This is a genomic window from Parasphingorhabdus sp. NYA22 (assembly GCF_976973735.1).
In genome coordinates this window covers 2,331,822-2,357,606 of the sequence record NZ_OZ333477.1, presented here as the reverse complement: position 1 = coordinate 2,357,606, position 25,785 = coordinate 2,331,822, and the positions used below count along the sequence as shown (strand labels likewise).

Below are 25,785 nucleotides of genomic sequence, written 5' to 3'. Positions count from 1 at the left end.
GCTCAGGCATTTACGTTTTCCTGTTCCAGCTTGTCGCTGGCTTCCATCCAGCGGGCTTCGGCCTTGTCGAGCTTGTCCTGGGTTTCGGCGCGGAGCTTCATCAATTCAGTCATCGACAGGTCGGCGTGTTTCGGTTCTGCGGTCGCGGGATCGAACATCGCGCGGTCGATGGCGGAGACTTCCTCGCCGAGAACTTTCATCTGCTTTTCCGACGCGGTGACGGTCTTGCGCAATTCGCCTTGTTGCTTGCGCCGTTCGGCGGCTGCGCGGCGTTCTTCCTTGCGGTTGCCGCCGCTGGCCTTGCCGCCCGATGATCCCGGCTGATTCTTGCCGAGGACGAAATCGGTATAATCCTTGAGCGTGCCGGAAAATTCCTCTGCCTTGCCGCTGTCGACCATCACCAGACGATCGGCGGTGAGCTCCAGCATATGGCGGTCATGGCTGACCAGGATGACGGCACCGCTATACTCATTGAGCGCGTGCACAAGGGCTTCGCGGGCGTCGACGTCGAGATGGTTTGTTGGCTCATCGAGAATCAGCAGATGCGGGGCATCGCGGGTGATCATCGCCAGAGCCAGACGGGCGCGTTCGCCGCCGGACAGCTTGCCGACCAATATCGTCGCCTTGTCGCCGGAGAAACCGAAACGTCCCAGCTGTGCCCGGACGGCGCCCGGTTTCGCTTCTTTCATCAGGCGGGTCATATGTTCGAGCGGGGTGTCCGAGGTGTCCAGTTCCTCGACCTGATATTGGGTGAAATAGCCGACGGTCAGCTTGCCCGATTTGTTGATCGAGCCTTTTTTCGGTTCGAGCTGGCTGGCGAGCAACCGCGCGAGCGTGGTCTTGCCGTTGCCGTTCCTTCCGAGCAATGCGGTACGATCGTCGGGATCGAGCCGCATATTGAGGCCGGACAGAATTATATTGTCGCCATAGCCTACGGAAGCGTCGTCCAGCGTGATCAGCGGCGGTTTCAGTTCTGCAGGGCTGGGGAAATGGAAGGTCAGCGAGGGATCGTCGATCGCTTCTGCAATCGGCTGCATGCGGGCGAGCGCCTTGACGCGGCTCTGCGCCTGTTTCGCGCTATGCGCCTTAGCGCCCCAGCGAGAAACATAGGATTGCAGCTTATCGCGCTGGGCGATCTGTTTTTCGCGCGAGGAAGCAAGCTGTGCCTGACGCTCGGCCCGCTGTTTCTCGAACGCATCATAGCCACCGGGATAAAGGGTCGTGGTGCCGTGCTGCAGATGGAGAATATGGTCGACCACATTGTTGAGCAGATCGCGCTCATGGCTGATCACCAATATGGTGGCCTGATAGCTGGTCAGGAAATTCTCCAGCCACAGGGTTGCTTCGAGGTCGAGGTGGTTTGACGGCTCGTCGAGCAGCAGGACTTCGGGCTGCGAGAATAATAGCGCCGCCAGCGCCACACGCATCCGCCAGCCGCCGGAGAAACTGTCCATCGGCTGCTGCTGCGCCGCTTCGTCAAAGCCCAGTCCGATCAGGATCTTCGCCGCGCGCGCCGGAGCGCTATGCGCTTCGATCATGTTCAGCCGTTCGTGGATTTCGCCGATCCGGTGCGGGTCGGCTGCTGTTTCGGCTTCCTCAAGCAGGGCGGCGCGTTCGGTGTCCGCTGCCAGAACGGTGTCCAGCGGACTATCCTGTCCGGCGGGCGCTTCCTGGGCAATATAGCCCATGCGTGCGTCCTTGGGCATGTCGACACTGCCGTCGTCGGGCTCGAGAAATCCTGCAATGACCTTCATCAGGGTCGACTTGCCCGCGCCATTGCGGCCGATCATGCCGACGCGCGCGCCGGGGGGCAGCGCAGCGGTCGCGCCATCAAGGATCACAGTGCCGCCGAGGCGCACGGTTATATTACTGAAATTAAGCATGGGGAGCCGTTAGCGGAGCTTGCGGCCTTTTGCTAGCGTCGTGAGACGGGAAAATCGTCGCGGTACATATTGCCGCATATCGCCGTTGTTCTCGCGTCCAACCCTGTTTTTTCGATATTTTGACAGAAAGATGGAATTGCATTTCTGCTTTGGGCAACTGCACTAGCCAGCTACAACCATGCTTCCGAAGCTCGCCTTGCGGCTTCCTAAGGGCAATTACGAATGGGCAATCTTTATCCTGAGCATCACTAAGATATTATGATCGAAAAAGAATCCGAACTCCGCATCCGGAAATTCTATTGGCCATGCTGACGGAACTCTCTGGCGAGTGGCTGATATACCGTGACCTTGCGATCGCATTGGCGGCGGGCTTGCTGATCGGTGTCGAGCGCGGATGGACGATGCGTGACGAGCATAAGGGCGCGCGGGTTGCCGGGATACGCACCTTCGGTCTGATCTCCGGCTTTGGCGGTCTTGTCGCGCTGATTGCACAAAGCCTGAACCTGATCATGGCGGCGATCCTGCTTGCCGGCATAGTGATCATGCTGGGGTTCAGTCACGCCAGGACGATCCGCGAGCCGGACGGGCGGAGCATCACCAATTTCGTGGTGTCGCTGCTGACGCTCTGTCTCGGTCTGCTGGCAGGCAGCGGCTATCCTGCACTGGCCATGGCCGGAGCGGCGATTACGACCGGGCTGCTGTCGATGCGGTCTGAATTGCACGGGCTGCTGGGCAAGCTCGGCTCAACCGACATCAATGTCATGATCCGCTTTGCCCTGATCGCGCTCGCGGTTCTTCCTTTTTTGCCGGACCGCGATTTCGGGCCTTATGAGGCGTTCAACCTGCAACAATTGTGGTTTGTTGTCATATTGGTCACCGGCCTTTCCTTCGCCGGCTATGTCGCCAACCGGATATTTGGCGAGGCGCACGGCACGGTTGTGACCGCTGTCATCGGTGGCGCCTATAGTTCGACTGCGGTCACCGCTTCGCTGGCCCAGAGACTGCGCGGCGAAGACAGCAACAGACGCACATTGTCGGCGGGTATCGCGCTGGCCTCGGCGGTAATGTATGTCCGGGTATTGCTGCTGACCTTCATACTCGCGCGTTTTGCCTTTCTGCCGCTGGCGATGATCCTGACACCGGCTGCGCTGGTCGCGGCGGTCATCGGTTTATTGCTGCTGCGTCGCAGCGGCGCTGCCAAGTCGGATGAAAGCGTGGAAACCCGCAATCCTGTGCGCTTGCTGCCCGCTTTCTTCTTCGCGCTGACGGTTGCGGCTATGTCACTGGCCGCGCGGTGGGCGGAGGCTGAATTCGGCACCAGCGGGATCGCTTTTCTGGTCTTGATCATGGGATCGTTTGACGTCGATGCCGCGATAATTACGCTCGGGGCGCTGCCGCCGGACACGATATTATCCAATCTTGCCGGCTTTGTGCTGGCGATGACCGTATTGGCCAATATGCTGTTCAAGACCGGCGTGGCCGGCTTTACCGCTGGCTGGAAGAAAGGGCGCTCTGCCGTCGCAGCGCTGGCCGCGAGCAGCATAATTCTGGCTATCGCCGGTCTGGTGAGTTTTATGGCGTTTGATATTCACTTCTGATGGCTGGAACTCCGCCTAGCTGTTCTGCGCCAGCCAGATCGTATGCTTTGCGCCTTTGCCATTGCTGCGGGCTGGGACCGTGTTCACATCGACCGCGAAGCCGGATTTGTGCAGGCGCGAGGTGAATCTTGTGTCGCCTTCGCTCGACCAGATTGCCAAAATGCCGTTGGAGCGGAGCGCCTTCTTGGCCGTGGCCAGTCCCGTCATGCTGTAAAGCCGGTCATTGGCTTCATGGGTCAGGCCATCCGGTCCATTGTCGACATCGAGCAGAATCGCATCATATTCGCGGACTGCCTTGTTGATGACATCGCAGACGTCGCCGGTTGTGATGGTAACGCGGCTGTCATCCAGACATTTTTGCGACAAATCAGCCATTGGCCCCCGCGCCCATTTGACGATGGCGGGGATTAGTTCGACCACTTCGACATGCGCCTGCGGTGGCAAAGCCGACAGAGCGGCGCGCAGGGTAAATCCCATGCCGTAGCCGCCAATCAATATGCGAGGGTTTTTCACCCCGAGGCGTTTGCAGGTGAGGGTGGCCAACGCCTCTTCCGATCCGCTGAGCCGGCTGTTCATTAGTTCGATGCGGCCAAGCATGATCGAATATTCATCTGCGCCCTTGAGTTCGCGGCGGAACAGGCGGAGTTCGTCGCCGCCGGGGATGGGGGCTGTGTCGAGAAGCTCGCGGGCGATCATCGGACAAAGCTCGCGCCATTGGCGTCAAGCACCGCTCCGGTCATGCTTGGCGGCGCCTCAAGCGCGCACCATCTTGCTATTTCGGCGATTTCTTCTGGCTGGGCGACGCGGCCGAGCGGAATGTCGGCGAGCAATTTGTCACCGCCACGGCTTTCGAGATAATCTTCGGCCATGCCGGTCATGGTGAAACCGGGGCAGAGGGCAAAGGCCAGTATCTCGTTCTTCGCATAGGCTCTGGCGATGGTCTTGGTCATCGCGACCATGCCGGCCTTGGACGCGGCATAATGCCAGTGATCCGGGCTGTCCCCGCGATAGGCAGCGCGGCTGGCGATGTTGATGATCCGGCCCGGTACGTCGCGCTGTTGGAAATGCAGGACGGCATGGCGGCACAATTCGGCTGAAGCGGTCAGATTGATGGTCATCGTCCGGTTCCAGCTTTCCAGCCAGTCATCGCTCGCGATCGGATTGGGTTCGAACAGACCGGCATTGTTGATCAGCACGTCGATGCGACCATCGAGCCGGTCCAGCGCTTCTTCCCAAAGCCGGTCAGCGGAACCTTCCTGAGAGAAATCAGCCGCGAGCAGGCCATTTTCGCCTGTCGTGCTCTGGCCGACGGTCGTGACATTGTCCCGATCCAGCGATTCGACGATGGCCTTGCCTATGCCCCGGCTGGCTCCGGTCACCAATATATGGGTTTTTATCTTGCTCATGCCGGATTGATTAGAGCCACTCGGTCCGCGCGTCCATGGATGATGCAGATTTCATGATTTGCATCCCCATCGCAAATATTTGCACTAATAAATTGTCTAAATAGAGCGCATCCGGTTTGCATGATACGTGGTTTTCGCTAAGGGAATGGTTCGATTTCAAAGACTCCGGCACGACCCGGAGAGATTGTTCAGGGGAATATAATGTCCGGCGTATCAGGTTCAGCATCGAACAGACCGCTTTCACCGCATCTGCAGGTGTATAAATGGGGGCCGCATATGCTGGTGTCCATTCTCCATCGGGTCACCGGCGACGGCATGGCGCTTGTCGGCGTTCCGCTGCTGGTCTGGTGGCTTTACGCCATTTCCGCCGGTCCGGAGAGCTATGACTATTTCCTCAGCTGGTTCCACTGGTACTATATTGGCTATATTGTTCTGGTCGGCATGAGCTTCGCCTTTTTCGAGCATATGTATAGCGGGCTGCGTCATTTCGTGCTGGACGCTGGCGCCGGCTATGAATTGCAGACCAACAGAATGTGGTCGATTGCCGTGCCTCTGGCCGCGATCCTCACCACCGGCGCGATGTGGCTCTACATCGTTTCCAAGAATATTTTATAGATTAGGAATCGGAACATGGGTTCAGGAACCAATATCGGCCGGGTACGCGGCCTCGGATCGGCGCAAGAAGGCGCGCATCACTGGATAGTGCAGCGGGTCACCGCGGTCAGCAATTTGCTGCTGGTCCTGTGGCTGGTCTTTTCGCTCGTCCGGCTGCCGCAATATGGGCATGAACTGATGATCGAATGGCTGTCATCGCCGCTTGTCGCCGTGCCGATGATATTGATGCTGGTCAGCATTTTCTGGCATCTGCGTATCGGATTGCAAGTCCTGATCGAGGATTATGTTCCGGATCATGGCGTAAAATTCGGCTTGATCGTCCTGCTCAACTTTTTCGCCATCGGCGGCGCGGCACTGGGGATTTTCTCGGTCGCGAAAATAGCCTTTACCGGAGTGGCCGCATAATGACTGATACTTCCACCCAGCCTGCTTACAAGATCATCGATCACACCTATGACACCGTTGTTGTAGGCGCCGGAGGTTCCGGCTTGCGCGCGACCATGGGCGCTGCGGAATCCGGGCTGAAAACGGCCTGTATCACCAAGGTGTTCCCGACTCGCTCGCACACGGTTGCGGCGCAGGGCGGTATTGCCGCTTCACTGGGCAACAACACGCCCGATCACTGGCAGTGGCATATGTATGACACGGTCAAGGGCTCCGACTGGCTCGGCGACCAGGACGCGATTGAATATCTGGTGCGCGAAGCACCGCAGGCGGTTTACGAACTCGAACATGCCGGCGTACCGTTCTCGCGCAACGAAGACGGCACGATCTACCAGCGCCCGTTCGGCGGCCATATGCAGAATATGGGCGAGGGGCCTCCGGTCCAGCGCACCTGTGCTGCTGCCGACCGTACCGGCCACGCGATGTTGCACGCGCTCTATCAGCAGAGCCTGAAATATGACGCGGATTTCTTTATCGAATATTTCGCCATCGACCTGATCATGGAAGAGGGCCCCAATGGACCGGAGTGCCGGGGCGTGATCGCCCTGTGTCTTGAAGACGGTTCGATCCACCGCTTCCGCAGCCACGCTGTGGTACTGGCGACCGGCGGTTCAGGCCGCTGCTATTTCAGCGCGACTTCTGCCCATACCTGCACCGGTGACGGTGGCGGCATGGTGCTGCGCGCTGGTCTGCCTTTGCAGGATATGGAATTCGTCCAGTTTCACCCGACCGGTATTTACGGAGCGGGCGTGCTGATCACCGAAGGCGCACGCGGCGAGGGCGGTTATCTGACCAACAGCGAAGGCGAGCGTTTCATGGAACGTTATGCGCCGAGCGCCAAGGATCTGGCCAGCCGTGACGTTGTTTCGCGCTGCATGGCGACGGAAATCCGCGAAGGCCGCGGTGTCGGACCGGAGAAGGATCATATCTATCTCCATCTCGACCATATCGCGCCGGAAGTGCTGGCCGAACGGCTGCCGGGTATCACCGAAACCGGCAAGATTTTCGCCAATGTCGACCTGACCCGCGAAGCGCTGCCGGTGGTGCCGACGGTCCATTATAATATGGGCGGCATACCCTGTAACTATCATGGCGAAGTGATCAACCCGACCAAGGACGATCCCGATGCGATTGTACCGGGCCTCTATTCCGTCGGCGAAGCAGCCTGTGTTTCTGTCCATGGCGCAAACCGTCTGGGCTCCAACTCGCTGATCGATCTCGTGGTCTTTGGCCGTGCGACCGGTCTGCGGCTCAAGGAAAAGCTGGTGCCGAACGCGTCGCACAAGCCTTTGCCTGCGAACTCCGCCGATCTAGCGCTGCAACGCCTCGACCATTTCCGCAACGCCAAGGGACCGATCCCGACCGCCGACCTGCGCCTTGAAATGCAGAAGACGATGCAGGCGCATGCCGCTGTGTTCCGGGACAATGTCTTGCTCGACGAAGGCGTCGCGGCGATGGACAAGGTCAATGCCAAGCTTGCCGATATCGGCGTCACCGATCGTTCTTTGATCTGGAATACCGATCTGATCGAAACGCTCGAACTCGACAATCTGATGAGCCAGGCGATGGTCACGATGAAAGCTGCCGCCAACCGCAAGGAAAGCCGCGGCGCGCACATGCAGGAAGATTATCCCGATCGCGACGACAAGAACTGGATGAAGCATACCGTAATCACCTTCGAAGGCTGGGGCGGCCAGGGCGGCAAGAGCGAGATCAGCTATCGTCCGGTGCATGATTATACACTGACCGACGAAGCGACCTATGTGGAACCGAAGAAGCGGGTTTACTGATCTCCGGCGAAGGTAAAAACCAGCAATGATGGTTGTCGCCCCGGCGCAGGCTGGGGGCCAACCCGGTCATGCGTGTGGGACGGCTGCTTCCTCACCGCACCATTGGTTTGGGTGCTAGCCTCCGCTGGCATGACAGGCTGGAACTGTTAAATATCGCTCACAAATCCTTCCAACCACTTCCCGCCACCGTCCAATCCCGATAGAAGCGCCCCATGATTGCGCCCATGCTCCCCTCCTTTCTGCTCGTGGCCCTGCTGGTCGAACTGACGCCCGGTCCGAACATGGGCTGGCTGGCTTTGCTCAGCGCCAGCGAGGGCAGGCGGGCTGGCTTTGCCGCTACCGCCGGGATTGGTCTGGGGCTTGCTATTATCGCTGCTGCATCGGCACTTGGACTGGCGCAACTGGCGCATGCTTCGCCGGTGATATTCAACCTGCTGCGCTATGCCGGAGCGGCGTTTCTGTTATGGCTGGCGTGGGAGGCATGGGGTGAACAACGGGAAGTGGCGCCTTCCGCTTTTCACAAAAACGGCTCGGCGGCAAAACATTTTCGTCGCGGGTTGATCATCAACCTGCTCAATCCAAAAGCCGCTCTGTTCTTTATCGCAGTACTGCCGGTCCACGTTGTCGCCAATGGCTCTGTTGCCATGCAGACGGCTCAGCTTTCGATCGCCTATGTGGCGATTGCCACATCGATTCATATCACCATCGTATTACTCGCGGGCCGCGCCCATGGCTGGCTCACCACCGGTCCTTATGCACAACTGGTGCGGCGCGGATTTGCCGTCATGCTGGCCGCTATCGCTCTATGGTTTTTTGTTGATACGTTTTAACAGGATCATGAGGGCCACGTGATGCGGTCGAATACGCTAGCCAAAATGGACCACATATATATCCTGATCTAGGACACCGAAGGCGGAGGCATGCAACCTTGGCTGACCGCCATCCCCTTCAAAAAACTGCGTCGCGCAAATCCGGCGGACAGCGCCTGTTCGTAGCGTTCCCTGGCCGCATTGGATCCGGATACCTCACGGACTATGCCGCGAAAGGGAATGAAGCCGCCCAATATGCCGCCGGCAACCCGGCTGACACCGCGTTCGCGCTTTTCGGCGCGCGAAAGCCGGGTGTCTTCGTTGATGTCGGGGCCAAGCATCGGTCGCAGACTGGCTATTTCGGTCGTGATGGCGCGGCAACCGCTGATGCCGGTAAGGTCATAAGGCGCTCTCTGGATTTCGAGCAAACGCGGAGGGATCTTGTCCTTTTTCAGATTCAGGTCTTTGGCCGGTTGCGTCACCGCGTCCTCGACATGATTGACCATCGGTCGTTCAACATTCGGCGGTGTTGCCCGTAAAGGTTGGCCGGCCAGTGACAGGGCCGCCAGTCCGAACACAGCAATATATCTGGCTGACGCCATGATATTTCTCCCTTGTTGCCCCCAAGGTTGATTTACGGTCGGGCGGGTGCCTTGCATCCCCTTTGCAGGCCGACGCCTTTCAGGAAGCCGCGCCGGACGGTGCCGGCATAGACCGCGACGTTATAGCGCCGCCGCTCGGCGTTCGCGCCGGTAACCTCCCCGATAATTCCGCCGAACGGGATGATCGAACCGACAGCGCTACCCGCAACCCTGGCAGCCGTTTCTTCGCGTTTCTTGCCCAGGCTCTTGTCGACTGTTTCATTCACGTCGGGGCCGAGCACTGCATTGAGTTCGCGGACCTCCGCGATGATCGCGGCGCAGCCGCGTAAACCATCGAGCGAATAAGGGTCGTCCTGGATATCCAGCAGTTTTTGCGGTACTTCCTTGCCATCAAACGGCTCGGTGACCTTGTTACCCGCGGCTTCCAGTGTCGAATCCTGCTGCGCGCCATTTTGCGCCAGCACTGCCGTTCCCGGAATAGTAACGGCCAGCAACAGGCTGGCAAATTTGCTTATATTTCTCATTTCAATCCCCTGACCGCGCCGGTTATCGAAATCTCAGATTGTCGCGGTTCAATTGATCTACCGCCGTGACGCCCATTAGTTTCATGTCGCGTTCAATTTCAGCTTGCAGCAAAGAAAGGATTCGCTCAACCCCCACCTGTCCGGCAGCGGCAAGGGCATAAAGATAAAGCCTCCCGCCCGAGCAGGCCTTGGCCCCGACGCTGAGCGCCTTCAGAACATGGCTGCCACGGGTGATACCGCCGTCGCAAATCACGTCGAGCTTGTCACCGACGGCATCGCAAATCTCGGCAAGCTGGTCGAACGGCGCACGGCTGCCATCCAGTTGGCGTCCGCCATGGTTGGAGACCATGATTGCGGTGGCGCCAATATCGACCGCGCGCTTGGCATCGGCGACCGACATGATGCCTTTCAGGCAGAATTCACCGTCCCAGTCTTTTGCGATCTCTTCCGCCATCGCCCAGTCGAGCGACTGGTCGAGCATGTTGGTGAAATAATCGGCGACGGAATTGGGGACGCTGCTGCCCTCGGACACATGGTCTTTCAGGTTTGACAGCTCGAACTTCTCGCGGAACATATAGTTCAGGCCCCAGGCCGGTTTTGCGGCATAGCTCCAGAAACTGGTCGGGGTGATCCGGGGCGGGCTGGTGAAGCCGGAGCGCAGACAGCGCTCGCGGTTGCCTCCGACAATCGTGTCGACGGTCAGGGTCAGTGCATCGAACTTCGCGGCCTTGCAGCGCTCGACCATAGACCGGTTGAGGTCCTTGTCCTTGTGAACATAGAGCTGGAACATTTTCGGGGTGCTGATGCTTTCGCCAATTTCCTCGATACTCACCGTGCCCAGCGAGGAAATGCCGAAAAATGTTCCGAACTTCTCGGCGGCGCGGGCAACGGCATGCTCGCCCTGCCAGTGAAACAGGCGTTGAAGCGCGGTTGGCGAGAGGAACAGAGGCATGGCCAGCTTCTGCCCCATCACTGTCGTGCTCATGTCGATATTTTTCACGCCGGTGAGAACATTGGGCACCAGATCGCAGCGTTCATAGGCCTGGGTGTTGCGCCGTCGGGTGACTTCGTCGTCTGCTGCGCCATCGATATAGTCAAATATCGGAAAAGGCAGGCGTCTTTTGGCGAGCGCGCGGAAGTCGTTCACATTGTGGCAATCGGAGATATTCATAACGGCCTTTCGATTGGACGCACGTGCGCCTCTGCTCGTCGCAGGATGGATGTTGATCAGGCGGGGAGTTTAGACGAACGCGCGCGTCCCGCAAGCAACCTTTGTTGCGATGGAAGAGGGAGAAATTAGAGTGGAATTACAAGAAAGCGAAAGTGCTCCGGGAAAGCCGGAGCGATCGCCCGGTCGGAAATTCCTGATGGTCCTGCTGATGGGGTTCTTGCTGACGATACCATTATTCGCCACCTGGCTGCTGGTGTACGACCGGCAAACCCAGAGCGAGACTGCACAGCAATCGATTGTATCGGGATGGGGCGGCGAACAGGTGTTTACTGGGCCAAAACTGGTGTTGCCTTATAGCGTTGCGGTCCAGGAGACTGTCGAGCAGAATGGCAAGAGCGTCACTCGCACCAACATCGTGCAACGCGAATTATTTCTGGCGCCGGAAAAGGTGACGCTGGACACTGCTCTTAAAACCCAGACCAAGAAGCGCGCGATATATGAAGTCGTGGTCTACGATACCAATGTCATCGGATCGGCGGTGTTCAAATTGCCCGATGACTTCGAACGCAACGGGATCGCAAAGTCGGATATTGATTTTACGCGGGCGGAGTTGCGGTTCGGATTGTCCGATGCGCGCGGGCTGGCGGGCGACAATAGCGTGGCGGTGGACGGGGAAAAGCTGACGCTCAAACCCGGAAGAGGGCTCGGCGAAACCGGAAATAGCGGTTTTTATGCCTGGGTTGATGCCAGCGGCTTGATCGACGGCGGGATGGCGACAGATTTTGCCGTTCGCTTCAAAGGCAACGAGAGCCTGACCATCGCGCCGCATGCCGGTCTGACGGAATGGACGGTCCAGTCAAAATGGCCGCACCCCAGCTTCACCGGAAGTTTCCTGCCGGAAACGGAGGAAACCAAAGTTACGGCCAAGGGCTTCGAGGCGAAATATGTCATCACCAACCTTGCTCTGGGAACATCGCTCGTTTCAATGCAGCCAGGCGAGCAGGTCTATCCCGGAGCGGCATTGCAGACGGATCGTTATCGACCAGACGGCGGCAGTGTTGCCGCCAGCGCAACGGTCAACCTGATCCAGCCGGTTGATCTCTACGGTCAGGTGGACCGGGCTGCGAAATACGGCTTTCTGATCATCGGCTTCACATTCGTCGCGTTCCTGCTGTTCGATCTGATCGGCGGCGTGCGGATCTCGTCAGTGCAATATATACTGATCGGTGCGGCGTTGGTGTTGTTCTTCGTGCTGCTGCTGGCCTTTGCCGAGATAATCGGTTTTGCGCTGGCGTTCGTTGCCGCATCGGCAGCAACGATCGGCCTGATCACCGCTTATTCGGCTTCGGTATTGTCGAGCTGGCGAAGGGCCGGACTGGTTGGTGGATTGCTTGCAGGTCTCTATGGCGCAATCTATATCCTGCTCAGTCTGCAGGCCTATTCACTGCTGATCGGATCGCTGCTGATATTCGCGGCACTGGCCGGGGTGATGTTCGTTACCCGGAGGCTTGACTGGTCCAGCAGTCTGAACCGGGGCAGGGCATAGGATAAAGACGGGCTCCGGCGTGATGCCGGAACCCGTAATTTCTAGACCGCGCCTCGTGCGAAAGTATCGCAGGAGGAAGGATCGCCGGTCTGCAATCCCTTGCGCAGCCAGGCCATGCGTTGTTCGGAAGATCCATGGGTGAACATGCTTTCCACCGGTTGCTGTCCAGATCCCCGCATCAGCGTATCGTCGCCAATAGCATGCGCCGCGTTCAGGCCTTCCTCGACATCGCCGGGCTCCATGCGGTCGGCATTTTGCGCCGCCCAGACACCGGCATAACAGTCCGCCTGCAATTCCATCCGCACCTGCAGTGCATTGCCTTCGGTCTTGCTCGCCGTGCGCTGGGCGTTGCGCACCTGATCGGCGACACCGGTCAGATTCTGGATATGATGACCGACTTCGTGCGCAATCACATAGGCTTGGGCAAAATCGCCCTTGGCGCCCATGCGCGTGGACATTTCGCGGAAGAAACTGGTGTCGAGATAGACGCCCTGATCCGCCGGACAATAGAAAGGTCCCATAGCCGCCTGGGCAGCGCCGCAGCCGGATTGTCCGGACTGGTCATAAAAGGTGAGGGTGGTCGGCTTGTAGCGTTGGCCCTGTTGCTGGAACAGTTTTGCCCAGGTCTGCTCGGTCGAAGCGAGCACCTGACAGGCAAAAAGTTCCTCCTGCGTGTCACAGGCGACATTCGCGCCGGAGCTTTCTGAATTGAAGCCGCCCGCGCCCGTATCGCCGGCCAGTTGCAGGCCGCTGCCGCTGAAATAGAGGAAAGCCGCCGCTGCGCCGCCAATCAGCAATATCGTCCCGCAGCCCATTTTCCGCCCGAGCAACATCGGCAGAAAACTCAGGAGCAGTCCCAGGCCTCCGCCGCCGCCACCGCCAATACCCCGACCGCCACCGCGGCCCTGATCGCGAACATTCTTGCTCGGGTCCAGATCGTCTAAACGCATCACTTGTCTCCTCGTACAATCCCAAATCGCCTGATTCCAAAAAAAGCGCAAGCGCCGCTGATTTCTTTTACAAAAGCATTGCAGTCCGGTGCGACAGTTTTAAGGTTGCGGCAAAGGAGAATTTACATGTTTCTAAAGGGTAAGACCGCACTGATTACCGGCAGCACTTCGGGCATCGGTGGCGGATATGCGAAAGCGCTCGCAGCCGAAGGCGCAGCGGTGATGATCAACGGCTTCGGCGATGCGGGTGAGATCGAGTCCCTGCGTCAGGAACTGGAATCGCTCAGCGGCACAAAAGCTGCCTATAGCAATGCCGACATGACCAAGCCGGAAGAAATCCGGAAAATGTGTGCCGATTGCGCAGAGCAATTGGGCGCGGTCGACATATTGATCAACAACGCCGGTATCCAGTTTGTCTCTCCCGTGGATGAATTCCCGGAGGAGAAATGGAATGCGGTGATGGACATCATCATGAACAGCGCCTTCCACACCACCAAGGCGGTGCTGCCGGGAATGAAGGAGAAGGGCTGGGGCCGGATCATCAACACCGGATCGATGCACAGCAAGGTCGCGAGCCCTTATAAATCCGCGTATAATGCGGCGAAGCACGCGATCGACGGCTTCGGCAAGACCGTTGCTCTGGAAGTGGCGACGAACGGCATTACGGTTAACACCATCTCGCCGGGCTATACCTGGACGCCGCTGGTCGAGGGGCAGATTCCCAATACCATGGAAGTGCGCGGCCTGACGCGGGAGCAGGTGATCAACGATGTCCTGCTGGCGCCGCAACCAACCAAGGAATTCGTCCAGATCGACCAGATCGCCGCGCTGGCGATTTTCCTGTGCAAGGATGAGGCGCGGTCGATCACCGGCGCGAATATTTCGATCGACGGGGGCTGGACGGCGCAGTGACCGGAGGCCGCTCTTGGATATGGGCGCACGAGACTGATAAGGGCTGGATAAATTTTGGGACTGACAAGCGCCTTTGCGCAGCTTAGTCTTGATTTGAAAAATATGGATTGGGGATGATGATGCGGAAATTTACGAAATTGGGATTGCTGGCGGCGGCTTCGATACTGGCGACAGCTCCGGCACAGGCAGACAGCTTGAAGGATGCGATTGCCGCGGACATGCCGTCCCTGATGGACATCTACCGCGATCTGCACAGCAATCCCGAACTGAGCGGGGAAGAAGTCCGCACCGCCGCAAAACTGGCCGCCGAAGCCCGGCGTCTTGGCTATACCGTCACCGAAAAAGTTGGCGGCACCGGCGTGGTTGCGGTCATGGAAAATGGCGAGGGGCCGACGGTGATGCTGCGCGCCGATATGGACGGCCTGCCGCTCGAGGAAAAAACCGGGCTGGCTTTCGCATCCAAAATCCAGGCTAAAACCCGTCAGGGCAATGACACGTTCGTGATGCACGCTTGCGGCCATGACACGCATATGACCGGCTGGGTCGCCACCGCCCGGCAACTGGCCGCGCGCAAGGCGGAATGGTCCGGCACTCTGGTAATGATCCTGCAACCGGCCGAGGAAACAGGCGAGGGCGCCATGGCGATGCTGGAGGATGGTCTCTACACCCGTTTTCCCAAACCCGATTATGCGCTGGCCTTCCATGATGCTGCTGGCGCCCCCGCCGGATACATCGGCTATGCGCCCGGCTTTGCGCTGGCCAATGTCGACAGCGTCGATATCCAGGTCAAGGGTGTTGGCGGCCATGGTGCCTATCCGCACACAACCAAGGACCCGGTCGTGCTGGCCAGCCGGATTGTCGGTTCCCTGCAAACGCTGGTGAGCCGCGAGATTGATCCGCAGGACCCGGCGGTTGTGACGGTCGGCAGTTTCCAGGCCGGTTCCAAACATAATATCATTTCGGACGAGGCATTGTTGCTGATCACCGTGCGCAGCTATGGCGATGCAACCCGGGCCAAGCTGCTCGACGGGATCAAGCGGATTGCACGCGGCGAGGCCATTGCGGCAGGAATGCCCGAGGACCGGATGCCGGTTGTAACCTTGCGCGAGGCAGAATTCACACCCGCGACTTATAATAGTCCCGAATTTTCTATCGAAATGGCAAAGTTGTTCGAAACCCGCTTCGGCAAGGATCGCGTCGTGCAGTCAAAACCGGTCATGGGTGGCGAGGATTTCAGCCGCTACCGCCGCGCCGACGAAAATATCAAGAGCATGATCTTCTGGGTCGGTGGTGTGCCGATGGCCGAATATCAGGCATCGGTGGCGGAAGGGACAAAATTACCGTCGCTGCACAGTCCCTTCTGGGCACCCGACGCAGAAACGGTGATCACGACCGGCGCCGAGGCGCTGACCGCGGCAACCTTGCAGATCATGAAGAAATAGATGGGTTGGTGGTGCCTCGTCCTTGTGTCGCTGGTAATGTCCGGCACATCGGTGGCCGCGCAGCCGTCTGTCGTAACCGGCCCGGGCTATTTCGAAGGGCGCTGGGCCTTCCTCGATGAAGACTGCAAGGCGTCAACCAACTGGACGATGATATCCGGTGGCAATTTCGTTTCCGAGGACTTGGTCGGGACTTGGACGTGGCAGGAAGGCGAGCTGGTTTTGAGCCTCAACGATCTTGCGGTTGATGAGGAGACCGGCGAGGCGGGAGGGCGTTTCCGGATGGATGGTCCCGTCAATATCGTCGATCAGGATCGTTTTGATTTTACCATCGCTCCGGACGTTTATCAGATGCAGCGCTGCCCCGGATAATTAATCGCTATTGCGAATAAGTTGCAATATATTGATCGATAAATCCGATTGTCCCGGATTAAAAAATTAGATGGATTGGCGCTGCCTGGAGGCGTAGTCTTTGCGCAATCCGATTCCCGAAATCGGTATAAATTCAATAACACCAATAGGAGAAGACCATGGGACTTGCGGGAAGCAAAACCGAACAGAATTTGAAAGACGCCTTTGCCGGAGAAAGCCAGGCCAACCGTCGTTATCTCTATTTCGCCCAGAAGGCCGACATCGAAGGCTATAATGATGTAGCCGCCGTATTCCGGTCAACCGCAGAAGGCGAAACCGGCCACGCCCATGGTCATCTCGAATTTCTTGAAGAAGTTGGTGATCCGGCAACCGGCCTCGCGATTGGCGCGACTTCAGATAACCTGAAATCGGCTGTTGCGGGTGAAACCCACGAATATACCGATATGTATCCGGGTATGGCGAAGTCGGCCCGCGAAGAAGGTTTTGACGAAATCGCCGACTGGTTCGAAACGCTCGCAAAAGCGGAAAAGAGCCACGCTGGCAAATTCCAGAAAACTCTGGATACGATGGACGCTTAAGCGCTTCATCCAAAGGATTGTAATGTCGCCGCCTGCTTCCTCCGGAACGGTGGCGACACAATCTTTCCATTTGTAGATTCCGCCTGCGGGCGACGGGAAGCATATCATGACTGAAGGCAGTTTGGGCGCGCCGGTGCGGCATCCGATTCCATGGCAGGAAGAATCCTACTATGACGAAGAGGCGCTGGATCAGGAAATGCGCAGGGTCTTCGATATTTGCCATGGTTGCCGCCGTTGCTTCAATCTGTGCGACAGCTTCCCGCAACTCTTCGATCTGATTGACGAAAGCCGGAATGAGGAAGTCGAGGATCTGAGCGCTGGCGATATCAACAATGTCGTCGAGGCCTGCACGCTTTGCGACATGTGCTTCATGGTCAAATGCCCCTATGTTCCGCCGCATGAATTTAACCTCGATTTCCCGCACCTGATGCTCCGCCATCGGGCGGTTGAAAACCGCAAGGGCAAGACCGGGTTCATCGACAAGCAGCTCGCCGAAATCGATCGCAATGCCAAACTGGCCGGGACATTTGCTGGTGCTGCCAACTGGGCAACCAAGCAAGAGAACGGACTGACCAGAGGGGTGCTGGAGCGCGTCGCCGGCATTGACAAGCGCGCGCATCTGCCGGAATTTGAGGATGTGCCGCTGACATTCAAGCATGTCGGTCACGGGCCGGTCGCCAACGCGGATGCTCCAGCCTTCGGCCGGAAAGCGGCGATTTACGCTACCTGCTATGGCAATTTCAACGACCAGACAGCCGGCAAGGCCGCGCTCGATGTGCTGTCCCACAATGGCGTGCAGACGCGGGTGGAATATCCTGCTTGCTGCGGGATGCCGAAACTGGAAAATGGTGATCTGCCTGCGGTGGCCTCGTCCGCCGAGGAGGTTGCTGCCTTTTTCGAGCCTATTATCGATGAAGGCTATGACATCGTGGCGCTGACGCCGAGCTGTGCGCTGATGATGAAATTCGAATGGCCGCTGATTCTGCCGGACAATGCGGCTGTCGCCAAGCTCGCCAAGGCGACGCGTGATCTGAGCGAATATGTTGTCGAGATTGCCGCAGACAAGGGTCTGGTCCCGATAGAGCCGATGGACGCGAAAATAGGCATCCATTTTGCCTGCCACAGCCGGGCCCAGAATATGGGGCCGAAAGCGATGCAGATGCTGAAGCTGATTCCCGAAGCCAAGCCGTCGATCACCGAGCGCTGCTCTGGTCACGGTGGCAAGTGGGGGATTTTCAAGGAAAATTTCGACAAGGCGGTCAAGGTCGGTCGCCCAGCCGCGCGCGCGGTAGCGAAAGGCGATCCGGATTATATGGTCAGCGAATGTCCACTGGCCGGTCCGCATCTCAAGCAGATCATGGAGAGCGGTGGTCAGCAGAATGTGCCGGAGCGGATCGGTCATCCGATAGAATTGCTCGCCAAGGCTTATGGTTTCTGACGCTTCGCTTCGTCGGCCTAGGCCGGACAGACTGATAAGATTTTTGAGGATAAAATATGCCCCGCGACACCCATCAGATTACGAGTGAAGACATTATCTCGCTCGAGGATTACGAGCTGATCCGGAAGGACAAGCGGCAGGAGTCGATCCTGCGCAAGAAATTCCGGCGGATCGCGATCGGACCTTATGCGACGATCCAGTTGGAAAGCTGGGAGAGCATGTGGTTGCAGATCCAGGAGATGCTGCGCATCGAAAAGGGCGGGGAAGAGCAGCTGGTTGACGAACTGGCCGCCTATAATCCGATGGTTCCGAATGGATCGGAATTTACCGGAACCCTGATGTTCGAGATCGATGAGGAAGAACGCCGCACCGCTTTCCTCAAGACCTTAGGCGGCGTCGACCGGCATATTCATCTCATTATCGGTGACGAGAAAGTTACTGCCGAACCGGAGCAGGACATCGACCGCACCCGGGCTGATGGCAAAGCCAGCGCCGTGCAATTTGTCCATTTTCCGCTTACCGGTGAACAGGCCGATAAATGGAAAAGCATGGATGGGCAGGTGATGGTTCAGATCGATCACCCCAATTATGGCCATGCCGCGATTATCAGCGATGAATGCCGCCGCGATATGGCTCGGGATCTCGACTAGTTTTCGTCGGTGTCAACCGGGGTCCGACCGCCGCTGCTGTTGCGTTCGATCGGATTCTGGAGACTTCCCAATTCACCTGGCCGGGGGCTGCCTGACGAGGGCTCGTTGCTGCCGCCAGATGACCGGCTTCTCGATTTCTTGTTGTCCGACTGATATCCAGCAATGACGTTATTGTCTTCGTCCCAAGGCTGTTCTTCGCTCTCGCTGCCGGCAACGACCATTGGTTCGCCGAAGACAAAATTCTCGTCGTCGGTTGTTTCGCTGTCTTCATTCTCCCAGCCATCGTCCGATACCGGGGCGACGGGCTGGACCATTTCCTGCACTTCGACCGGGACTGGCTCGACTGGCTTCGGCTCTTCCGACGGCGTGATGAAATAGATCACCAGTCCGGTGGAAGCGACAAGCAGGATAGATTCTTTGAGCATAGCAGGCACCAATTTCTTTCAAATTCGCTAAAGGAAATAGCCGGATGCGGTTAAGAAACGTTTACCCGAGGGTAGCGGAGCAAAACGGCGACGGCGGCTGCAACGGCATTTGATAGAAATTGATCGATTGCGCTGAATGTTACAACAGAGGCCGATGCGGCTTGAAATCTTGTAAATAAATTTACATAGGAGCAGCATGACAGTCCAGAAACTTTATGCCGGTGCGGCCATCAAACGGCTTCGCCGCAGCGCTGCAATGACCCAGGTCGCGCTCGCTGAGGCACTCGATATCTCGCCCAGCTATCTCAATCTGATAGAACGCAACCAGCGCCCCCTGAGCGCCCGCCTGATGCTGCTGCTGGCGGAAAGGTTCGACTTTGATCCACGGCAATTGATCGCGGCTGAGCCGGGTGGCGGCATTGACGCGATCCGCCAGCGCCTTGCAAATCCTCTGTTTGAAGACCTGTCCATCGATCGATCGGAGCTGGAAGAATGGCTTATCGCGTCGCCCAATACGGCGGAAGCCTTTGTCCGTCTTTTTGACAATCGCAAGACAGGCGACGAGACAGGGGAGAGCAATGCGCCCGACCCGATCCAGGCCGTCCGCCGCGAAATTGAACGCTGGCGCAACCATTTCGCCGATCTCGATTCGATGGCCGAGCAACTTGCCGATGAACTGCGCCTTGGCGCCGGCGATCTCTATGGTGCGATAACCGAGCGGCTGCGGGTCAAGCATCAGCTGATGATCCGTATTCTGCCGGAAACGGTACTGCCCGACAAGTTGCGCCGACTGGACCTTCACGCCCGGCAACTGCAGCTTTCCGAAATGCTCGACCCGGCTTCTAGGACGTTCCAGGCCGCGCTGCTGCTCGGCCAGATCGAGGCGAAGGGAGAAATAGATGCGCTGGCGGCGGGAGGAAAGTTTACCGACCGCGCGGCGGAGAAACTGTTCCGGCGTCACTTGTCCGGCTATTTTGCTGCTGCATTGATGATGCCATATGGCCGTTTTCTGAAAGCGTGCGAACAAAGTGGCTATCGGATCCAGCTACTCCAGCGCCGGTTCGGTGCCGGTTTCGAGCAGGTCGCCCATCGTCTGACCACCTTGCAGCGAGTCGGCTCGCGTGGCCTGCCGTTTTTCATGGTCCGGATCGACCGGTCCGGCATGATCTCGAAACGCTATGCCGGGGCCAGCAATGCGCCGCTGGTGGAAAGCGCCCATCGCTGTCCGCTGTGGGATATTCACCGCGTATTCGAACAGCCGGCGGAAATACGGTCTCAACTGGTGGCTCTGGAAGACGGCTCGACATGGTTCACCCTGTCGCGAGCGGTGCAGGGCATTGGATCCGGCGCCGGTGGGCATACGCCTGCCTTTGCCATCGGGCTTGGGGTTTCCGCAGATGTTGCGTCCTCGCTCCATTATGCGCGCGGCAAGGACCTGAGCATAGAGCAAGCGGATGCGATCGGGTTGGGCTGTTCTGCCTGTACCCGGCCGCAATGTTCCCAGCGGTCAGCGCCACCGCGCAGCCGGGCGCTTAAATTTGACGAGCGGGAACGCGGTTTGACGCCATTTGATTTCGTCAATGATTAGGCCCTGAGCCCCCGGAAACAGCCTAACACCTGCGTTTACCATATTGCCCGACTGTCGGTATATTGAACAATATTGACGAAATAGAGCGCCTGCGCGCATTTTATTCTGTAAAATTTACCGACAGATAACGAATTCTCCTTATGGCCGAATATGTCCAAGGAAAGACGGCGCGCGATATGATCCGATTGTTCAAACATTATATTCCATACCCAGTCATTTTTCTGGGCTTGATTGATTTCGTGCTGTTGCTTTCAGCGGCGGAAGTCGGCTGGATATTGCGCGCCCATCAGATCGAAATGGCGGTCGGCTCTGTCTTTGACCGCCCGGGACCGATATTCAGTTTTGCCTTTGCCCTGCAACTGGCACTGATTGCGGTTGGTGTTTACGGACCCGAAGCTCTGCAATCACTCCGTTTTGCTGCTGCCCGTATCCTGGTGGCAATTTCTCTGGGCGTGATTTTTCTGTCTTTGCTGGCATTTGCGTTGCCCGGTATCACGCTCTGGCGCTCCAATTCCCTCTATGCGATGATATTGGCCATCGCCTTTTTAATGGTGATCCGCATTTTACTCGGTACCATGCTCGACAGCGACATTTTTAAACGGCGCCTGCTCATTCTGGGCGCCGGTCCGAGGGCCGGGCGTATTGCCGCGCTGGAAAAACGCCCCGAATGCGGCTTCATCATTGCCGGCTATGTCGCGATGAACGAAGGCGCGACCCTGATCGACAGCGCGATACGCCGTCAGGATATCGTCAATTTGCCACAACATGTGATCGATCTCGAGGTGAGCGAAGTCGTGCTGGCGCTCGAGGAGCGCCGCAATGCGCTTCCCGTTGCCGATCTGCTCACGATCAAGACGACCGGCGTTCACGTCAATGACCTGTCAAGCTTTCTCGAACGCGAAACCGGACGCGTCGATCTAGATAGTGTGAACCCGAGCTGGTTCATTTTCTCCGACGGTTTTTCGTCGGGGCGCAGGCTGTCGACCACATTCAAGCGGGGATTCGATATATTCCTGAGCTTCCTGTTGCTGCTTCTGACGGGACCGGTGATTTTGCTGTTCGCGCTGCTTATCAGGCTGGAAAGCCGCGGCGGTTCCTTTTTCAAGCAGGAACGAGTCGGGCTTTATGGCCAGAAATTCAACATTCTGAAACTCCGCTCGATGCGCGCTGATGCGGAGCCGAATGGCAAGGCGATCTGGGCGAGCGAGAACGACCCTCGGATCACCCGTATCGGCAACTTCATCCGCAAGGTTCGCATCGACGAACTGCCGCAGGCCTGGAGCGTATTGAAAGGCGAGATGAGCTTTGTCGGCCCCCGTCCCGAACGGCCGCAATTTGTTGACGATCTGCAAACGCAAATGCCTTATTATGCCGAGCGACATATCGTCAAACCGGGGATCACTGGCTGGGCGCAGATCAATTATCCCTACGGGGCGTCGACCGAAGACTCCCGGCACAAGCTGGAATATGATCTCTATTATGCCAAAAATTATACGCCCTTTCTGGACCTGCTGATCATCTTGCAGACCATAAGGGTCGTATTGTGGCCAGAGGGCGCGCGCTGAAATGGTGTCGCTTCTCGATTATATCAGCATATTCGGACATGGCATCGCCGCCGCCCTTTTTGGCGCGCTGGCGATCTGGCAATTCCAGCGCAAGGTTGACCGCAATAACAAGCAGATCTGGCTGATCATTGCGATCGCGCTGACCAGCTTCTGGGCGCTTTCGATCGCTGTCGAGGGATATCTGTCACCGATTTCCCGATTTGCAGAAACCGTGCGGAATTTTGGCTGGCTAGGCTTCATGTTCATTCTGCTGCAAGCCGGGGAAGGGCGCGATGAACCGAAGACGGTCAACAGCATCTATGCCGCACTGGCCTTTGTGCTGGTCGGCCAGATGCTGGTCGATTCGCTGATTCCCGCATTTTCAGGAAGTCCGCGTCTTGAAGGCGTAACCCTATATACTTCTCTGGTGTTGCGGATGATCTTCGCCGTCGGGGCGTTGGTGCTGGTTCACAATCTCTATTCGATTTCAGCGCCGGAAACGCGTTGGGGCATCCGGCTGCCAATGGCCGCGCTGGCCGCGATCTGGACCTTTGATCTCAATCTGTACACGATCACCTATCTGACCCAGAGTACACCGTTGGAACTGCACGCGATGCGCGGTCCGATGATGGCGGTGATTGCGCCGATCCTGGCCTTGGCATCGTTGCGCAATACCGAATGGAATCTGAAGCTTTCTCGCAGCGTCGCGTTCCGTTCGCTGTCGCTGGTCGCCATCGGCAGCTATCTGCTGATGATGGTCGTGATCGCCACGGCGCTGCAGATCGTTGGTGGTGACTATGCGCGCCTGGCCCAGATCAGCTTCCTGTTCGGTGCGACCATTGGTGCCTTGCTGCTGCTCCCGTCTGGCCGTTTTCGCGCTTGGCTGAAGGTCAAACTGGCCAAAAATTTCTTCCAGCACCGTTATGATTACCGGTCGGAGTGGATCCGTTTTACCGATACCATCGGCCGTCCCGGCGCGGATAGCGCGCCGTTCCACGAAAGGGTGATCAAGGCGATCGCCGATATAACCGAATCGCCAGCCGGCATATTGCTGGTGCCTGACGAATCCGGCCAGCTGGTACTGCAATCGCGATGGAACTGGTCGTCGATCGAAGTCCCGGCGCGCGCGTGCACGGGAAAGACGATTCCTTTTTTCGAACGGACCAGTCATATCGTCGAATTTGATACGCTGCGCGCGGGTCAGGATAACAAGTGTGACGCCGCAGCCATCCCCGACTGGATGAGCAACGATGACCTGGCATGGGTGGCGGTTCCGCTGGTGCATTTCGATCGGCTTGCCGGTTTGATGCTGCTTGCGCGCCCGCGGATCGACCGCAAACTGGATTGGGAAGATCTGGATATGCTCCGCGTGGTCGGTCGTCAGGTGGCTAGCTATCTGGCCGAATCGCGCAGTCAAGAATCCCTATCGGAAGCCCAAAGATTTGATGAATTCAATCGTCGGATGGCGTTCATCATGCATGATATAAAAAATCTCGTCAGCCAGCTCAGCCTGCTGGCGCGCAATGCCAAGCGCCATGCCGATAATCCCGAGTTCCAGGCGGATATGATCGAAACCTTGCAGGATTCGGCCGACAAGATGAATGGCCTGCTCGAACGGTTGTCGCAGCATAACAAGAGCAATCCGGAAGAGCCGAAGTCGGTCAAGGTGGCCGATCTGATCCGTTCGATCATCGAGAAGAAACGGCTGTTGCATAGTCTGGAAAGCAGCCATGTCGATGATCTTACGATCTTTGCTGATCCCGCCCGGGTTGAACAGATCTTGGGCCATTTGATCCAGAATGCGATCGATGCCAGCACGAACGACCAGCCGATAACCATCAACGCGCGGCGCCGGGACCTCAGCGTGGCAATTGAAGTATGTGATCAGGGCACGGGCATGTCAGCCGAGTTTGTCCGCAGCCAGCTTTTCAAGCCATTCTCGTCCAGCAAACAGGGCGGGTTTGGAATCGGTGCCTATGAAGCCCGCGAGCTGGCGCGAGCGATGAACGGGCGCCTGGAAGTGGAGAGCACGGAAGGCGTAGGCAGTCGCTTCACGCTGCTGCTGCCGCTTGCCAAACATTTACCGAAAGAAATTTCAGCAGACGAAAGGGCCGCATGATGCCGGACAAAGAGCAACCGAAAAAAGAGAAGCTGCTGATCGTCGAAGACGATCCCGGTCTGCAAAAACAACTAAAATGGGCTTATGACGATTTCGAGGTCATTATCGCCGGTGACCGTGAAACCGCTATTGAAAAACTGCGCTCGGAAGAGCCGGATGTCGTGACGCTTGACCTTGGCCTGCCACCGGATCCCGATGGCACCACCGAAGGCTTCGCGACAATGGAGGCGATATTGAGCCTGAAGCCCGATACCAAGGTCATCGTCGCTTCCGGCCATGGTGAGAAAGCCAGCGCCTTGCGGGCCATCTCCGGCGGGGCATGGGATTTCTATCAGAAGCCGGTCGACATCGACGAGCTGGGCCTGATTGTCCGGCGTGCCTTTCACGTGCGCAACCTCGAGCAGGAAAATGCCATCCTCGCGGCAAAGAACAGTAGCGAGGGATATATATTGGGCGAGATTATCACCGGTGCGCCCGAAATGCTGAAAGTGGCGCAGATGGTCGAACGTGTGGCCAACACCAATGCTTCGGTAATGCTGCTGGGTGCCAGCGGTACCGGCAAGGAATTGCTCGCCAAGGGCCTGCATGATGCGAGCGATCGTCGTGACAAGGCCTTTGTCGCGATCAATTGCGCGGCCATTCCCGAGAACCTGCTGGAATCCGAATTGTTCGGTCATGAAAAAGGCGCGTTTACCGGTGCGATCAAGACGACCGAGGGAAAGATCGAACAGGCTGATGGCGGTACGCTGTTTCTGGATGAAGTCGGCGATATCCCGCTTCCCCTGCAAGTGAAATTGCTGCGCTTTCTACAGGAGAGGGTGATCGAGCGGATCGGCGGACGCAAGGCCATTGCCGTCGATACGCGCATCGTTTGTGCGACCCATCAGAATCTGGAAAAGATGATCAAGGACAATGCCTTCCGCGAAGATCTCTATTATCGGCTTGCCGAAATCGTGATCAAGATCCCGCCTCTGTCCGGACGCTCGGGTGATGCCAGCCTGCTGGCGCGGCATTTCCAGAAGAAATTTGCCGCCGAGATCAATCCGGCAGTGAAAGGTCTGGCGCCCGATGCCCTGGCAGCGCTCGAAGCCTGGCACTGGCCGGGCAACGTCCGCGAACTGGAAAACCGGATCAAGCGCGCGGTGATCATGGCCGATGGCAAGATGATCAGCGCCAATGATCTCGATCTGGAAGTGGATGAAGATGCGGCAACCGATCTGCTGAACCTGAAAGCGGCTCGCGAGGCGGCCGACCGCTCGGCGATCCTGCGCGCGATTTCCCAGACCAGCGGAAATATTTCCAATGCGGCCAAATTGCTCGGGATTAGTCGCCCGACTCTCTATGATCTGCTCAAACAATATAAGTTGCAGCAAGCAAGCTGA

The 25,785-nt window shown here is 57.8% G+C and carries 24 protein-coding genes; 16 read left to right on the top strand and 8 right to left on the bottom strand.

What is annotated here, in order from left to right:
* Nucleotides 1-2: 2 nt before the first annotated feature.
* Nucleotides 3-1,883 carry an ABC-F family ATP-binding cassette domain-containing protein gene (locus tag ACWFTY_RS11365; protein WP_447524336.1) on the bottom strand — a complete coding sequence of 627 codons (1,881 nt, stop codon included), beginning with the start codon at nt 1,881-1,883 and terminating at the stop codon, nt 3-5.
* A gap of 305 nt (nt 1,884-2,188) precedes the next feature.
* Between ACWFTY_RS11365 and ACWFTY_RS11360 the strand changes: the two genes are divergently transcribed.
* The gene (locus tag ACWFTY_RS11360; RefSeq protein WP_447524335.1) at nt 2,189-3,481 is read left to right on the top strand and encodes an MgtC/SapB family protein; all 1,293 of its coding nucleotides are present in this window, start codon (nt 2,189-2,191) and stop codon (nt 3,479-3,481) included.
* Between the two features lie 15 nt (nt 3,482-3,496).
* Here ACWFTY_RS11360 and ACWFTY_RS11355 read toward each other — a convergent pair whose 3' ends face one another.
* Together ACWFTY_RS11355 and ACWFTY_RS11350 are read right to left on the bottom strand one after the other, a co-directional pair.
* Nucleotides 3,497-4,177, bottom strand: coding sequence for a spermidine synthase (locus ACWFTY_RS11355; protein ID WP_447524334.1), 681 nt, complete (start codon nt 4,175-4,177; stop codon nt 3,497-3,499).
* The gene (locus ACWFTY_RS11350; RefSeq protein ID WP_447524333.1) at nt 4,174-4,887 is read right to left on the bottom strand and encodes an SDR family NAD(P)-dependent oxidoreductase; all 714 of its coding nucleotides are present in this window, start codon (nt 4,885-4,887) and stop codon (nt 4,174-4,176) included. The genes ACWFTY_RS11355 and ACWFTY_RS11350 overlap by 4 nt, the downstream gene beginning before the upstream one ends.
* A gap of 201 nt (nt 4,888-5,088) precedes the next feature.
* On the opposite strand from ACWFTY_RS11350, the gene sdhC reads away from it, so the two are divergent.
* From sdhC to ACWFTY_RS11330, 4 genes are all read left to right on the top strand, one after another.
* On the top strand, nt 5,089-5,502 hold the full coding sequence (gene sdhC / locus ACWFTY_RS11345) for a succinate dehydrogenase, cytochrome b556 subunit (protein ID WP_447524332.1): 414 nt from the start codon (nt 5,089-5,091) through the stop codon (nt 5,500-5,502).
* 15 nt (nt 5,503-5,517) lie between these two features.
* Nucleotides 5,518-5,907, top strand: coding sequence for a succinate dehydrogenase, hydrophobic membrane anchor protein (gene sdhD, locus ACWFTY_RS11340; protein WP_447524331.1), 390 nt, complete (start codon nt 5,518-5,520; stop codon nt 5,905-5,907).
* Nucleotides 5,907-7,736: a succinate dehydrogenase flavoprotein subunit gene (gene sdhA, locus ACWFTY_RS11335; protein ID WP_447524330.1), complete on the top strand. Its 1,830-nt coding sequence runs from the start codon at nt 5,907-5,909 to the stop codon at nt 7,734-7,736. Before sdhD ends, sdhA begins: the two co-directional genes overlap by 1 nt.
* A 212-nt stretch (nt 7,737-7,948) precedes the next feature.
* Nucleotides 7,949-8,566 carry a LysE family translocator gene (locus tag ACWFTY_RS11330; RefSeq protein ID WP_447524329.1) on the top strand — a complete coding sequence of 206 codons (618 nt, stop codon included), beginning with the start codon at nt 7,949-7,951 and terminating at the stop codon, nt 8,564-8,566.
* A gap of 68 nt (nt 8,567-8,634) precedes the next feature.
* Here the strand turns inward: ACWFTY_RS11330 and ACWFTY_RS11325 are convergent, their stop codons facing one another.
* From ACWFTY_RS11325 to ACWFTY_RS11315, 3 genes are read right to left on the bottom strand one after another with little or no spacing between them, the layout of a single operon-like run.
* Nucleotides 8,635-9,147: a hypothetical protein gene (locus tag ACWFTY_RS11325; RefSeq protein ID WP_447524328.1), complete on the bottom strand. Its 513-nt coding sequence runs from the start codon at nt 9,145-9,147 to the stop codon at nt 8,635-8,637.
* Between the two features lie 32 nt (nt 9,148-9,179).
* Nucleotides 9,180-9,671, bottom strand: coding sequence for a hypothetical protein (locus ACWFTY_RS11320; protein ID WP_447524327.1), 492 nt, complete (start codon nt 9,669-9,671; stop codon nt 9,180-9,182).
* Nucleotides 9,672-9,693: 22 nt separating this feature from the next.
* A complete protein-coding gene (locus ACWFTY_RS11315) occupies nt 9,694-10,842 on the bottom strand; it encodes an alpha-hydroxy acid oxidase (RefSeq protein WP_447524326.1) in 1,149 nt (382 codons plus the stop codon).
* 130 nt (nt 10,843-10,972) lie between these two features.
* Here ACWFTY_RS11315 and creD point away from each other — a divergent pair, with 130 nt between their 5' ends.
* Nucleotides 10,973-12,388 carry a cell envelope integrity protein CreD gene (gene creD, locus ACWFTY_RS11310; RefSeq protein ID WP_447524325.1) on the top strand — a complete coding sequence of 472 codons (1,416 nt, stop codon included), beginning with the start codon at nt 10,973-10,975 and terminating at the stop codon, nt 12,386-12,388.
* Nucleotides 12,389-12,429: 41 nt separating this feature from the next.
* Here creD and ypfJ read toward each other — a convergent pair whose 3' ends face one another.
* Entirely contained in the window at nt 12,430-13,338 is a 909-nt protein-coding gene (ypfJ, locus tag ACWFTY_RS11305) for a KPN_02809 family neutral zinc metallopeptidase (RefSeq protein ID WP_447524324.1), read from the bottom strand.
* Nucleotides 13,339-13,464: 126 nt separating this feature from the next.
* Here ypfJ and ACWFTY_RS11300 point away from each other — a divergent pair, with 126 nt between their 5' ends.
* The 6 genes from ACWFTY_RS11300 (at nt 13,465) to ACWFTY_RS11275 (ending at nt 18,727) form a co-directional block, all read left to right on the top strand.
* Nucleotides 13,465-14,250: a 3-hydroxybutyrate dehydrogenase gene (locus ACWFTY_RS11300; RefSeq protein WP_447524323.1), complete on the top strand. Its 786-nt coding sequence runs from the start codon at nt 13,465-13,467 to the stop codon at nt 14,248-14,250.
* 116 nt (nt 14,251-14,366) lie between these two features.
* Nucleotides 14,367-15,692 (top strand): amidohydrolase, encoded by a 1,326-nt coding sequence (locus ACWFTY_RS11295; RefSeq protein WP_447526885.1) that lies wholly within the window; start codon nt 14,367-14,369, stop codon nt 15,690-15,692.
* Nucleotides 15,693-16,061, top strand: coding sequence for a hypothetical protein (locus ACWFTY_RS11290; protein WP_447524322.1), 369 nt, complete (start codon nt 15,693-15,695; stop codon nt 16,059-16,061).
* Nucleotides 16,062-16,219: 158 nt separating this feature from the next.
* A complete protein-coding gene (locus tag ACWFTY_RS11285) occupies nt 16,220-16,639 on the top strand; it encodes a rubrerythrin family protein (protein ID WP_339824029.1) in 420 nt (139 codons plus the stop codon).
* A gap of 106 nt (nt 16,640-16,745) precedes the next feature.
* On the top strand, nt 16,746-18,077 hold the full coding sequence (locus tag ACWFTY_RS11280) for a heterodisulfide reductase-related iron-sulfur binding cluster (protein ID WP_447524321.1): 1,332 nt from the start codon (nt 16,746-16,748) through the stop codon (nt 18,075-18,077).
* A 56-nt stretch (nt 18,078-18,133) separates the two neighbouring features.
* Nucleotides 18,134-18,727: a DUF3501 family protein gene (locus ACWFTY_RS11275; protein WP_447524320.1), complete on the top strand. Its 594-nt coding sequence runs from the start codon at nt 18,134-18,136 to the stop codon at nt 18,725-18,727.
* Here the strand turns inward: ACWFTY_RS11275 and ACWFTY_RS11270 are convergent.
* Complete coding sequence (locus ACWFTY_RS11270) at nt 18,724-19,152, bottom strand: hypothetical protein (protein ID WP_447524319.1); 429 nt, start codon at nt 19,150-19,152, stop codon at nt 18,724-18,726. The two genes, ACWFTY_RS11275 and ACWFTY_RS11270, sit on opposite strands and share 4 nt — an antisense overlap.
* 196 nt (nt 19,153-19,348) lie before the next feature.
* On the opposite strand from ACWFTY_RS11270, the gene ACWFTY_RS11265 reads away from it, so the two are divergent.
* The 4 genes from ACWFTY_RS11265 to prsR all read left to right on the top strand — a co-directional run bounded on the left by ACWFTY_RS11265 (nt 19,349) and on the right by prsR (nt 25,785).
* The gene (locus ACWFTY_RS11265) at nt 19,349-20,740 is read left to right on the top strand and encodes a helix-turn-helix domain-containing protein (RefSeq protein WP_447524318.1); all 1,392 of its coding nucleotides are present in this window, start codon (nt 19,349-19,351) and stop codon (nt 20,738-20,740) included.
* A 176-nt stretch (nt 20,741-20,916) separates the two neighbouring features.
* On the top strand, nt 20,917-22,305 hold the full coding sequence (locus tag ACWFTY_RS11260; RefSeq protein WP_447524317.1) for a TIGR03013 family XrtA/PEP-CTERM system glycosyltransferase: 1,389 nt from the start codon (nt 20,917-20,919) through the stop codon (nt 22,303-22,305).
* A 1-nt stretch (nt 22,306) separates the two neighbouring features.
* The gene (prsK, locus tag ACWFTY_RS11255) at nt 22,307-24,403 is read left to right on the top strand and encodes an XrtA/PEP-CTERM system histidine kinase PrsK (RefSeq protein WP_447524316.1); all 2,097 of its coding nucleotides are present in this window, start codon (nt 22,307-22,309) and stop codon (nt 24,401-24,403) included.
* A complete protein-coding gene (gene prsR / locus ACWFTY_RS11250; protein WP_447526884.1) occupies nt 24,403-25,785 on the top strand; it encodes a PEP-CTERM-box response regulator transcription factor in 1,383 nt (460 codons plus the stop codon). Before prsK ends, prsR begins: the two co-directional genes overlap by 1 nt.

Excerpts from the sequence above, each read along its gene's own strand:
- sdhA (WP_447524330.1), top strand. The coding sequence starts at position 5,907 with ATGACTGATACTTCCACCCAGCCTGCTTACAAGATCATCGATCACACC.
- ACWFTY_RS11365 (WP_447524336.1), bottom strand. The coding sequence starts at position 1,883 with ATGCTTAATTTCAGTAATATAACCGTGCGCCTCGGCGGCACTGTGATC.
- ypfJ (WP_447524324.1), bottom strand. The coding sequence starts at position 13,338 with ATGCGTTTAGACGATCTGGACCCGAGCAAGAATGTTCGCGATCAGGGC.
- ACWFTY_RS11270 (WP_447524319.1), bottom strand. The coding sequence starts at position 19,152 with ATGCTCAAAGAATCTATCCTGCTTGTCGCTTCCACCGGACTGGTGATC.
- ACWFTY_RS11300 (WP_447524323.1), top strand. The coding sequence starts at position 13,465 with ATGTTTCTAAAGGGTAAGACCGCACTGATTACCGGCAGCACTTCGGGC.
- ACWFTY_RS11265 (WP_447524318.1), top strand. The coding sequence starts at position 19,349 with ATGACAGTCCAGAAACTTTATGCCGGTGCGGCCATCAAACGGCTTCGC.
- ACWFTY_RS11275 (WP_447524320.1), top strand. The coding sequence starts at position 18,134 with ATGCCCCGCGACACCCATCAGATTACGAGTGAAGACATTATCTCGCTC.
- ACWFTY_RS11290 (WP_447524322.1), top strand. The coding sequence starts at position 15,693 with ATGGGTTGGTGGTGCCTCGTCCTTGTGTCGCTGGTAATGTCCGGCACA.
- ACWFTY_RS11260 (WP_447524317.1), top strand. The coding sequence starts at position 20,917 with ATGATCCGATTGTTCAAACATTATATTCCATACCCAGTCATTTTTCTG.
- prsK (WP_447524316.1), top strand. The coding sequence starts at position 22,307 with ATGGTGTCGCTTCTCGATTATATCAGCATATTCGGACATGGCATCGCC.
- ACWFTY_RS11360 (WP_447524335.1), top strand. The coding sequence starts at position 2,189 with ATGCTGACGGAACTCTCTGGCGAGTGGCTGATATACCGTGACCTTGCG.
- ACWFTY_RS11350 (WP_447524333.1), bottom strand. The coding sequence starts at position 4,887 with ATGAGCAAGATAAAAACCCATATATTGGTGACCGGAGCCAGCCGGGGC.
- sdhD (WP_447524331.1), top strand. The coding sequence starts at position 5,518 with ATGGGTTCAGGAACCAATATCGGCCGGGTACGCGGCCTCGGATCGGCG.
- ACWFTY_RS11295 (WP_447526885.1), top strand. The coding sequence starts at position 14,367 with ATGATGCGGAAATTTACGAAATTGGGATTGCTGGCGGCGGCTTCGATA.
- ACWFTY_RS11315 (WP_447524326.1), bottom strand. The coding sequence starts at position 10,842 with ATGAATATCTCCGATTGCCACAATGTGAACGACTTCCGCGCGCTCGCC.
- sdhC (WP_447524332.1), top strand. The coding sequence starts at position 5,089 with ATGTCCGGCGTATCAGGTTCAGCATCGAACAGACCGCTTTCACCGCAT.
- ACWFTY_RS11355 (WP_447524334.1), bottom strand. The coding sequence starts at position 4,177 with ATGATCGCCCGCGAGCTTCTCGACACAGCCCCCATCCCCGGCGGCGAC.
- ACWFTY_RS11285 (WP_339824029.1), top strand. The coding sequence starts at position 16,220 with ATGGGACTTGCGGGAAGCAAAACCGAACAGAATTTGAAAGACGCCTTT.
- prsR (WP_447526884.1), top strand. The coding sequence starts at position 24,403 with ATGCCGGACAAAGAGCAACCGAAAAAAGAGAAGCTGCTGATCGTCGAA.
- ACWFTY_RS11280 (WP_447524321.1), top strand. The coding sequence starts at position 16,746 with ATGACTGAAGGCAGTTTGGGCGCGCCGGTGCGGCATCCGATTCCATGG.
- ACWFTY_RS11330 (WP_447524329.1), top strand. The coding sequence starts at position 7,949 with ATGATTGCGCCCATGCTCCCCTCCTTTCTGCTCGTGGCCCTGCTGGTC.
- ACWFTY_RS11320 (WP_447524327.1), bottom strand. The coding sequence starts at position 9,671 with ATGAGAAATATAAGCAAATTTGCCAGCCTGTTGCTGGCCGTTACTATT.
- ACWFTY_RS11325 (WP_447524328.1), bottom strand. The coding sequence starts at position 9,147 with ATGGCGTCAGCCAGATATATTGCTGTGTTCGGACTGGCGGCCCTGTCA.